Genomic DNA, 9738 nt, shown 5'->3' on the forward strand with positions numbered 1-9738 from the left:
GACCGGCTTTGGAATAGACTTCACGCCGTTGGCGCTATACCATAACCCGTCTAATATCCCGGGGCTTACACCCTGGGCTAGAGACTTCGCGCAGTTGGCGCTGGTGTTTTTAATCAATTACATACCCATGTATTCTACCCTTAGCCCGTCACCCGTCATTTTATTTATAGCCGTCGGGCTAAGCTGTTTTTTACAAACTTAGCGCCAAAGGCGTGACGTCAAAAGCCCAGCCTGCCAGGGCTGGGATGTAGTACCAATGTAAATCGAGCGCCAAAGGCGTGAAGTATAAACCCTCGTTGTGCTCTATTTTCCCTCGCTATACAGTCCATAAAGCTTGGTTTGTGCCAATAATCATTGTAAATTATATTCCAAAATGTTCGTGACTTAAATAAAAAAGACATGCCTCAATCTCTTGTTTACAACTACACACATATCATATTTAGCACAAAAGACCGATACCCTTTTATCATCGAACCAATAAACAACGAACTGTTCAATTATCTTGGAGGAACTTGCAGGGAACTTGAATGCAATCCTGTAATAGTCGGAGGGCATACCGACCATGTTCACCTACTCGTTCTACTTTCTCAAAAAATAGCTCTAATGAAATTGATAGAGACCGTCAAAAGCCATTCTTCGGGATGGGTAAAAGGAAAAGGGCGCCATTACAAGAGTTTTTATTGGCAAAAAGGTTATGGTGCTTTTTCTGTAAACCCGTCACAAATTGACGTTGTCCGTAACTATATCATAAACCAAAATGAACATCACAAAAACAAATCGTTTAAGGACGAATACAGCGCTTTTCTGAAAAAATATAATGTGGCGTATGATGCGCGATATGTATGGGATTAGGACATATGGGGTTTTCTGGAGGAACGACCGGCTTTGGAATAGACTTCACGCCGTTGGCGCTATACCATAACCCGTCTAATATCCCGGGGCTTACACCCTGGGCTAGAGACTTCGCGCCGTTGGCGCTCGTGTTTTTAATCAATTACATACCCATGTATTCTACCCTTAGCCTGACGGCCGTCATATTGATGGACTTCATCTTGAAAATATTAATATTCATACATTGCGTTCTGATGAACGTCCTGCAGCAATAACGGATGATGTTTCCGGTTTTAATAAAAGCTTATTAATTGTAAATCGAAAACAGATAGAACCTGTTACAATAAATAGAATTAATTGTAGTATTCATCTCTTTATATTTAATTTTACTCTGCTATTTGCTCCAAAACCCAATTTGTTCTGGCTCCTGAAACTCCCGTACTAGGGCATTTCCCTTTACCTTGTAGGTCATTTACAATAGTTTGAATAAGTATCTCCTGGATGTATTCAGGAACTTCAAATTCAAATTTCTTAACGGGTTCATTCTCTAATTTTAAAGTAACATGATGATCACCCCAAAAAGGAAAAGATATTTGTCCTTTGCTACCAATTATTGTTGTCATTTCATATTGCGACGCCTTACTGGTATTAAAAGCCCACAACCCTTTTCCTAAAACTCCATTTTTGAATTTAAAAACACCAACAGTGATATCATCAGCTTTATAGGCTTTTGATTGATTTTCAGAAAACCCCTTTGCCTCAGTGATAGGACCAAAAATGAAATCGAGTGCATCTAATTGATGCGAAGCCAAATCGTAAAAGTAACCGCCACCTGCAACTTCAGGATCAACTCGCCAATTATTAGAGTGGTCGTGGGTTCCTACAATTTCATTTTCAATTGTCATTTGTACCTTTATATCTATACTTCTAACGTCTCCAATAGAACCATTATCAACTAGTTCCTTTACTTTAAGAATATTTGGTAGTGTTCTGCGATAAAAAGCCACATATAAAGGAACATTTGCTTTTTTACATGCTTCTACCATTGATAAGCATTCTTTATGTGAGCGTGCCATTGGTTTTTCCACATAAACCGGTTTCCCAAGAGCTGCTGCTTTCAAGGTATATTCAGCATGAGTTTCTGGTGGTGTTGCAATATATATAGCGTTTATCTCAGGATCATTCAGTAAATCATCGGCATTATCGTACCACTTTTCAATACCATGTCGTTGAGCAAAATCCTTTGCTTTTTCAGAATTTCTTCTCATAACAGCCTTAACACTTGAATTGGGTACTTGTATAAGTGGTCGTCCGCTTTTTGTTTCACAAACATCACCTACACCAATAATTCCCCAACAAATTTCATCTGTAATTTTCTGTGCCATTTTCCGAAAGGTTTTATCATTAGTTTAATTCTGTTTACAATATTCGCTAAGATTCGCAGTTTGATAAAGTTATAGATTAGACTTTACACTAAAAAAAGTTTATAACCTTACTGATTGTTCTGTATTTCTTAATTCATTTTTCATTCAAGTCAGAATCTGCAATATTCAGTATTGGAAATATGTTATAGCTTAGAATTTGAGACAAATGAAATGAACTTGCTATCTGGAGACCAACTTGGGACATTTATTGATCCTTGACCACCATATATATATCCAATTATTTTGGGAGTCCCCCCATTGTAGGGCATAATTCTTAAAAGACAATGTTTATAAAATGGATGATCATTAACATCAATATCTTTTGGAAAAGAAATAAAAGCAATCCATTTTTTATCAGGACTTACGTGTGGAAACCAATCATTGTATTCATCATGCGTCAGTTGAATTTGATGGCTTCCGTCGGCATTCATTCTCCAAAGTTGCATTCTACCAGACCTGACAGAATTGAAAAAGATATGGATTCCATCAGGACTATATTCTGACCCATCGTCTAAGGTTTTTTGATTTGTTAATTGCACTTCTTCCCCAGTCAAAATATCAACTGAGTAAATGTCAAATTGTCCTTTTCTATGTCCCGTGAAAAGCATCTTTTTATTATCAGGTGACCAACCATGGAGGTATGAATTGCCAGCACCACGGGGTGTGACCTGGACAGGTTTAGCGTTGCCTTTTACAGGTAAATAATATAAAGTTGATTGATTATTATCTTCGGCATTATGGTGGCTAATCCCCATTAAGGTACCATCAAAAGTAAGAACATGATCATTATTGTTATTAATGGCAAAGCCTGTGTTAAGTGGACTTATTCTACCATCTGAGAGATTGTATCGATACAGTCGGCCTTCAGAATTATAGATTAATTGTTCTCCATCTGGCGTCCAGTTAGGAGCTTGAATGGAGTTTGAAGTGCTGTGCAATATTTGTCTATGACCGGTAGAAACTTCCAAAACTTCAAGATGACTGCCAATATAGTCTCTGTATGGCTGAAAATCCGATGGCGCAGGACGAATGATTCTAACATTTCTAAATTTAGCTACTTCCAGGATATCAGGATTATGTGAGCATACATATAGACCAACATAAACTTGCTTATTGATGCCTTCATTTATTGTTTTGACTTCAACGAAAGGGGCTCCGAAAGTTGAAGTTGACATGATAAATTCATTCCCTCTTCTTTCTAATTGAATAACGCTTGGTAAACTATCTTTGGATACTACTTCTTCCGTGTTACTTCCTATAGTGGTTCTGTATTGTAAAGACGTAAGCCCGTCACCATGAACACACGCATTTACATGTGGCGTCTCACTATTCAGATCGTTCTTTATGATCCAACCTGCTTTGCGATGAGGATCGACACCAGAGCCCAAAAACTCAACCTCTGTTCTTAAGATGAAGTCACCTTGCATGGTCGTCCATAGGTAATGGAAATCATCATTGTCAAACCACATGTTTTTTCCGCTTCCTCCAATGGTATAAGTCTGATTCTTTTCATTATACGATGCAAATCCAGAACTTTTTACCTCTCCAATATCTATATGGTTATCAAATAAACCAATTTTGGTCTGTGCGTTGACGACACCTAATCCCGAAAAAATGATTGACATTAAAAGTGTATATTTTAAATAGTTTACAAAAAACATACGAGAAAGTTTAAGAATGAAAAAATATTTAAGTGATAAATTCATCACCTTGTCTGATTTTTTAAAATTAGCTCCAATATGCGTAGTCCCGTATTTCAAGGCACTTCATCATCAAACCGAAACATTGTTTATTCAAAGCTTTACTGTTTAAATATACTAAATTGTCCCGCATTACGTATATTTACTGCTGAACTTAACCCCGCCGATGTAAGCTTCCCTTTTTTAGTGCCTGATTTAACTTAATTGACATCCAGGCAATTAGAGCCAAACATATTGTCGATATTAATCCTATAATCCACATCTAATAAAGTCATTATGGCTTTTATACATTCAATTCAAATGTTCGTTCCTCTATTTCCTGCCCATTAATAATCACACTCAGGATATGCTCTCCCACATAAAACTTTCGGGTGGTTACAATCTTAAAAGACTGTTTACGTACAACTTTTGTAACTGAGTTGGCTGCATATTCCTTCTCGCTGATTTTATACACTTTCTTTGATAGACTGCCATTCTTCTTCATATAGTAAATAGCATATTCCAATCTTACCTTTTCTGATTTTGAAGACAGATTGTTCAGTGAAAAAGAAAACTCAAGTTCATCTCCCATTTTTAAGTTTTCGTTTATCAATGTCAAATCATTAACCTCAATTTTATCAGGCGGAGCAAAACCAAACAACTGCAATACTTCGCTATTACCTGCCTTTAATAAGGTACGGCAAGCGTGTTTGACAATCCAGTCGGTTTCTTTTGTGTTGCCTTTCCATCGTTTTGCTACCTCAATAACCGTTTCAGGATTATCCTTCGAAATATCATTGAGGTTATTGGCTACACTTTTTCGAACGTACTCAGAAGAATCATTTTTTAAAGCTTCCAAAATTGGAAGAACAGGTTCAGGATTACTTTTTAATGACTGAATTGCCATTCCCCACGGTAAGCGAGAACGACTACCTTCCGAAGCCAATCGCCTTACATGTTCATTTTCATGCTTTGTCCATTCCATAACCTTGTCTAACATTTCATCCTGATATTGGATAATGAAAGGGCGAACAGCAAATTCACATGAAGTAAATGGTGTAATGGCTTCAAAAGCAACTACAGAAGTATCAAAATGTTCCATGCCATATTTCTCAATAATATCAGGAATAAAAATATAGGCTAATTCGGCAAATTTAAATTTATCCGCTCCACTCGATTTCAAATAAGTAATCATTAGGTAAAGCTCATTTACACATTCATTAAAATCATCTGAAAGTTGTGTTCTCACAACCATAGCAATATGATGCATGCGCTCTTTAAATTCCATTTCCTCCCAGCTTTCGATAAATATTTTGGAAAGAAAGTCTTGTTTATAAAAATCGCAATTTACGTGTGCAATGGATTCCGATACATTACACATCAATTCTTTTGAGAAGAGGTTTTTAAATAATTCAGCCATTTGTTCTACTATATATTCAGCTTATAATGCTTTTTAATTTCTGTCTTTTTTTCGTCATCCAATGATTTTAAATAGGCTTTCCATCCTGGGCAAAAGTTAATATGCCATCGCCAAAATCTACCAATCACAGATTTAGGAGACTTATCGTATTTTGCTCTTAGTTTGCATTGGTCACACATATGTTTTTTCATGATTTCTGATTTTCATAAATAATTACTGTCTGTTTCTTTTCTTCTGAATATCTAAGGATTCTTTTTCCCACTCCACAAATTTGTCGGAATTTTCCAGCACATCGCCCGGTATGTTGTAAAAAGAAAGTACGGTAGAATTGTTTTTAAAAGGTTTCAGTTGAGTTGAACCGGCTACAATATATTTCTCTTTGTTTGTATTGTCCACTTTTAGGTAAAAAATATCATTGGCAATCAAAGCAAAAGCCAAATCCTCCTGATAGAGTGCAGCACCGCCAAACATCCTGTTTACGTGTACATTTCCCCCACTTGATAACTGGTCGAGTACGTATTGCAGAAAATCATTTGAAACAGCCATCTTACTTATTTCTTGAATATAGTTTTAAAGCTATCCATGCTACAATTAAGAGTTCAAGCCAAGCCAACGGAAAGATTTTAAATGCAGCACTCCATTCTCCAAGCCCTGAGTTTACATTGGCAATCCAAAATATACCGATAGTTGCAAAGGCCGTTACAGTTCCTGATATAAGAACCGATTTTCCGTTGCTTCCAAAAACTACCGAACAAAGCCAAAGAATAAATACTAAACGCAAAATTACAGACCGCGAAAAATTATGACGTTGATATTTGCTAAGAAACTGGTTTGACCAGAGCGAAATAGTATTTTTTATTCGAGAAAAGTCTTTGGAAATACCTCTTTGAATCGAGAAGGAGTTGTTTTATGTAGTTGAATTGTAGTACAGTTATTAAAGGCCATAAACGACATTAATTCCTTCACTAATGCCTTATTGAAAGCATCGTTAATTTTAAATCCATCTTCTAGTGCTAAATGTAAAATATGGAGGGTAGCTGTTTTTCTATCAGCTTTACAATCCATTCGGGCAACAAACTTGCCATTCCAGAGTACAGGTAACGCAAAATAGCCGTATTTACGTTTGGCTTCAGGAACATAGCATTCAATTTGATAATCAAAATTGAACAGGCTTTGTATCCGTTTCCTTTGTATTAGCAGGTTGTCAAAAGGTGAAAATATTTTTAACTGGGTTCGGCTAAGTCGTTTGTCTAACAATGGTATAGCTTCTGGAAGCGCGTAATAAAATTGCCCGTTAACACTAACTTGAATCAACTCTTTATTTGACTGCATTTCTTTCAGTTCCGCAGTAACGAGCTTTTTCGTATTCTTCAATAAATAAGCGATTTCGCTATCTTGCCCAATACCGTTAGCTTTTAGGTAATTGGTTATCAGAAAACGTATGTATTCTTTTTGTGTTGGTATACTTGTATCAATGGATTTGGGCAAAACCCTTTCTGTAAGGTCATAAACTTTATGGAAATTCTTACGAGATGAAATCATGAGTTCACCTTGCATAAACAGATTTTCCAACGAACGTTTTGCAGGTTTGCTACCCCATTCAGCAACTTTCCCGTCGTGGACAAAATCTTTAGCCATCAATGCACCCTCATTTTCAATGCGTTTCAAAACGACATTCATTAGTTTTTTGTCCTTTTCGTACCAATGTTTTTCATCGCCTTTGTATATGGCTTGTTTGCGAAGAAGTGAAAACCGATAATCTTTTATTGGCAAATAAGCTGCTGCATGTGCCCAATACTCAAATATCTTTTTCTTTTCCGCCAATTCATCAATATGGGAAAGTTTATAGTGTGGATTTCTGTTCCATAATGTATGATGATGGGCACGTTGAACAGCTGAAATGGTATCTATTTGAACGTAACCAAGGTGTTCTATACTCTCTAATGTCTTATCTAAAGATGTTCCTTTTGTTTTTGCAGGAAATACGCTTTGTGATAATAACACAAGTTTCTGAGCTTCAGTTATGGAAAGTTTTTCATTCATTCGTCTAAATTAAAAATTCTCAAAGGTGACTCATGAAACTCACAAGAGTCATTTATAGTTGGGATTAAACAGGAACATACTCGTTTCATTCTGTATCACGTATTTCTTTGCGCATTCGGCTTAGGTGCTCGGCCGAAATACCGATAAATGATGCTATTTGATGTTGGGGAACTCTTGAAATTACTTGTTTATTATTTTTGAGTAGAGCAAGGTATCTTTCTTTAGGGGTTTTAATTATAAAATCCATTCGCTGAGATTCGGATTTTATAATATTCATTTTAAACATTTGATGACTCATTCTGTGAAAACCAATTACCTCCGATTGTAAAAAGTCGAGTGCTTCCATTGATAGTTCTATTGCCTCTATATCATCTAAAGCCTGGATGGTTATATCTCCTTTATGTTGTTTCAAGTAATTGATATAATCGTAAGTATGGTCATGCTCAAAATAAAAATTAGTAGTTACTTCTTTACCATCTGCAACTACAAAACCACGAGCACACCCTTGCAGAAGAATTCGAACAACATTGCATTTATCACCTCTAAAATATCCTTTTTAGAACCAATCACTCGTTTATTTTTTCATTTATTCTTGTGATTCATTATAAATACCTTTGCTGTCAATTCGACAACACCATTTCACCTCGCTTGTCCAACCGCCATGGGTATTCAATTCTACAATTCCATTGGCAATAAGATTGTCAACTTCATTGCAACTGTTCAAGTCGTCTGAGTATATTTTTATATGTAGCCCTTCCTTTAATTTGATAGTTTTTCCTTCAGAATCCGTTTTAATGTCAGTTTTTGAAAGTAGTACTAAATCTTCTTCTATCATTTCATTAAAGTCTACATATAATCTGGCTTCTTTCATTTTTTTTTAAATTTTGGGGTAGAGTAGAGCCTGAAAGTCTACTCGAATTACTGTGACTAAAAGTAACAATAATAAGTAAACTATCAGTGCCCCCTGCACCCCTGATAATATTTCCCATTATTACTTATTTGAACGACTTTATTACCATCCCAAAATCTGAACACCGAATCTTCTTGGAATGAGGTAATTTCTTTTATTCCAAGTTCTTTTATAAAATCAACATGCTGTTTATACCAAAATAATATGTCACTATCACCAGACAACTTTTTCACTTGTCCATTAACAAGAAAGCTGATAAAAAATAATATTGAGATTGTCAGTCCTTTCATTTGTGAAATATGCGCCTTTAACCCTGATTATGCATTAGAACTTCATCGTGAACATTGAAAGTGCAATAAAACAAGGCTTTACTGAAATGAGGCATAACTTGTCCCGATTACTTTCAGGAGCATCGTTATGGTGAGTTGAAGTGAAGCAGCGGAGTGTCTTGTTTTGAAACAATTTCAATGTGTAATAGATTTTCTAATGCATATTGCGGGTTTAACGTACCTTCTTACCGATAACGGTTCTCAGCTATACGCAGGCAGGAATTTTAATCACTTAACTTTCTGCGAAGAACTGAAATTAAAATTTAGCACTTTCCTGTCCTACGAAGCACTAAACTCCTGCTTGCGTAAAGGTGATATTAGCGGGTCGTTGTTCTTTTTCATTCATTCTTCTCTATTCTGAAATAATGATGTAATAATTATTCAAGTCTCTAAATGCAAACTGCTGTTGTCCCGAATTTTCATTCAAATGAAGATCCATTTCAATATCAAGATTTAGTTTAGCTGCCCTTTCCCACACTTCTTTTAGTTCCGAAACTCTGAAATACAAAATAAGTCCGTTACCAACTCCAATGTTTAGGTCTTTCATTGTCGGGTGGTCGTGTTCACCCCAACGATGAAGACAAAGGATAACTTCTCCTTTTTGGTTTGCTAACATTTCAAAATTGTCGCCACCGTGATTACTCTTTAATTTCAGCAAGTCTTGATAAAATTTTGAAGTTTTAGCAACGTCATTTACGGCAATTATGGTTTCTAATCTTGTCATACCTATTTATGATTTTGTTCGTCTCAGTTCCAACTGACCACCTATTACCGGCAAAGTCTTTAAAAGAGCCCCTGACTTTTTACAATGACCGCGTAGAGTAGAGCCTGATAGCTTACTCCAATTAATACCCACTAAAAGTAATAATTATAAATAAACTATCAGCGCCCCCTGCATCAAACCGTATCCCGATGTTCGTGGACAGGCTGTGAAGTTTTCCCTCATATGCTTACCGATAAAGTTCTTCATTTGCTTTTCATATGAACCTACCCGGTACATGTATAGTTCATTAGCTATATGAACCACTTGTGACTTATCTTCATATTTGAACAAACATATAACGACGTTTAGAATCAACTACTTAATTATTTCAGCCAAATA

Annotated in this window: 11 protein-coding genes; 2 read left to right on the forward strand and 9 right to left on the reverse strand. The window is 36.1% G+C overall.

Features of this window, described 5'->3' with window-relative positions; all coding sequences use genetic code 11:
* On the forward strand, positions 1 to 202 hold a 202-nt coding region (locus tag ACT29I_RS25135; protein WP_444794784.1), incomplete at its 5' end, for a hypothetical protein.
* Positions 203 to 399: 197 nt separating this feature from the next.
* Positions 400 to 852 carry an IS200/IS605 family transposase gene (gene tnpA / locus ACT29I_RS25140; RefSeq protein WP_444794785.1) on the forward strand — a complete coding sequence of 151 codons (453 nt, stop codon included), beginning with the start codon at positions 400 to 402 and terminating at the stop codon, positions 850 to 852.
* A 365-nt stretch (positions 853 to 1217) separates the two neighbouring features.
* Here tnpA and ACT29I_RS25145 read toward each other — a convergent pair whose 3' ends face one another.
* The 9 genes from ACT29I_RS25145 to ACT29I_RS25185 all read right to left on the reverse strand — a co-directional run bounded on the left by ACT29I_RS25145 (position 1218) and on the right by ACT29I_RS25185 (position 9360).
* Complete coding sequence (locus ACT29I_RS25145; RefSeq protein WP_444794786.1) at positions 1218 to 2216, reverse strand: Gfo/Idh/MocA family protein; 999 nt, start codon at positions 2214 to 2216, stop codon at positions 1218 to 1220.
* A gap of 182 nt (positions 2217 to 2398) precedes the next feature.
* Positions 2399 to 3961, reverse strand: a complete 1563-nt coding sequence (locus ACT29I_RS25150; RefSeq protein ID WP_444794791.1) for a TolB family protein — start codon at positions 3959 to 3961, stop codon at positions 2399 to 2401.
* 277 nt (positions 3962 to 4238) lie between these two features.
* A complete protein-coding gene (locus ACT29I_RS25155; RefSeq protein ID WP_444794787.1) occupies positions 4239 to 5354 on the reverse strand; it encodes a DNA alkylation repair protein in 1116 nt (371 codons plus the stop codon).
* A gap of 8 nt (positions 5355 to 5362) precedes the next feature.
* The gene (locus ACT29I_RS25160) at positions 5363 to 5545 is read right to left on the reverse strand and encodes a hypothetical protein (protein WP_444794788.1); all 183 of its coding nucleotides are present in this window, start codon (positions 5543 to 5545) and stop codon (positions 5363 to 5365) included.
* 22 nt (positions 5546 to 5567) lie between these two features.
* Positions 5568 to 5900 carry a TfoX/Sxy family protein gene (locus ACT29I_RS25165; RefSeq protein ID WP_444794789.1) on the reverse strand — a complete coding sequence of 111 codons (333 nt, stop codon included), beginning with the start codon at positions 5898 to 5900 and terminating at the stop codon, positions 5568 to 5570.
* Positions 5901 to 6209: 309 nt separating this feature from the next.
* On the reverse strand, positions 6210 to 7397 hold the full coding sequence (locus ACT29I_RS25170; RefSeq protein ID WP_430936498.1) for a winged helix-turn-helix domain-containing protein: 1188 nt from the start codon (positions 7395 to 7397) through the stop codon (positions 6210 to 6212).
* 85 nt (positions 7398 to 7482) lie between these two features.
* Positions 7483 to 7809 (reverse strand): Crp/Fnr family transcriptional regulator, encoded by a 327-nt coding sequence (locus ACT29I_RS25175; RefSeq protein ID WP_430936496.1) that lies wholly within the window; start codon positions 7807 to 7809, stop codon positions 7483 to 7485.
* A 174-nt stretch (positions 7810 to 7983) separates the two neighbouring features.
* Positions 7984 to 8268 (reverse strand): hypothetical protein, encoded by a 285-nt coding sequence (locus ACT29I_RS25180; protein WP_444794790.1) that lies wholly within the window; start codon positions 8266 to 8268, stop codon positions 7984 to 7986.
* A 720-nt stretch (positions 8269 to 8988) separates the two neighbouring features.
* Positions 8989 to 9360 (reverse strand): VOC family protein, encoded by a 372-nt coding sequence (locus ACT29I_RS25185; protein ID WP_430936492.1) that lies wholly within the window; start codon positions 9358 to 9360, stop codon positions 8989 to 8991.
* Between the last annotated feature and the right edge of the window lie 378 nt (positions 9361 to 9738).

The organism is Saccharicrinis sp. GN24d3, assembly GCF_052400645.1.
Classification (GTDB): Bacteria; Bacteroidota; Bacteroidia; order Bacteroidales; family Marinilabiliaceae; genus Saccharicrinis.

Coding starts and splice junctions, on each gene's coding strand:
- ACT29I_RS25155 (WP_444794787.1), bottom strand. CDS start 5,354: ATGGCTGAATTATTTAAAAACCTCTTCTCAAAAGAATTGATGTGTAAT.
- tnpA (WP_444794785.1), top strand. CDS start 400: ATGCCTCAATCTCTTGTTTACAACTACACACATATCATATTTAGCACA.
- ACT29I_RS25185 (WP_430936492.1), bottom strand. CDS start 9,360: ATGACAAGATTAGAAACCATAATTGCCGTAAATGACGTTGCTAAAACT.
- ACT29I_RS25170 (WP_430936498.1), bottom strand. CDS start 7,397: ATGAATGAAAAACTTTCCATAACTGAAGCTCAGAAACTTGTGTTATTA.
- ACT29I_RS25165 (WP_444794789.1), bottom strand. CDS start 5,900: ATGGCTGTTTCAAATGATTTTCTGCAATACGTACTCGACCAGTTATCA.
- ACT29I_RS25150 (WP_444794791.1), bottom strand. CDS start 3,961: ATGAATTTATCACTTAAATATTTTTTCATTCTTAAACTTTCTCGTATG.
- ACT29I_RS25160 (WP_444794788.1), bottom strand. CDS start 5,545: ATGAAAAAACATATGTGTGACCAATGCAAACTAAGAGCAAAATACGAT.
- ACT29I_RS25180 (WP_444794790.1), bottom strand. CDS start 8,268: ATGAAAGAAGCCAGATTATATGTAGACTTTAATGAAATGATAGAAGAA.
- ACT29I_RS25145 (WP_444794786.1), bottom strand. CDS start 2,216: ATGGCACAGAAAATTACAGATGAAATTTGTTGGGGAATTATTGGTGTA.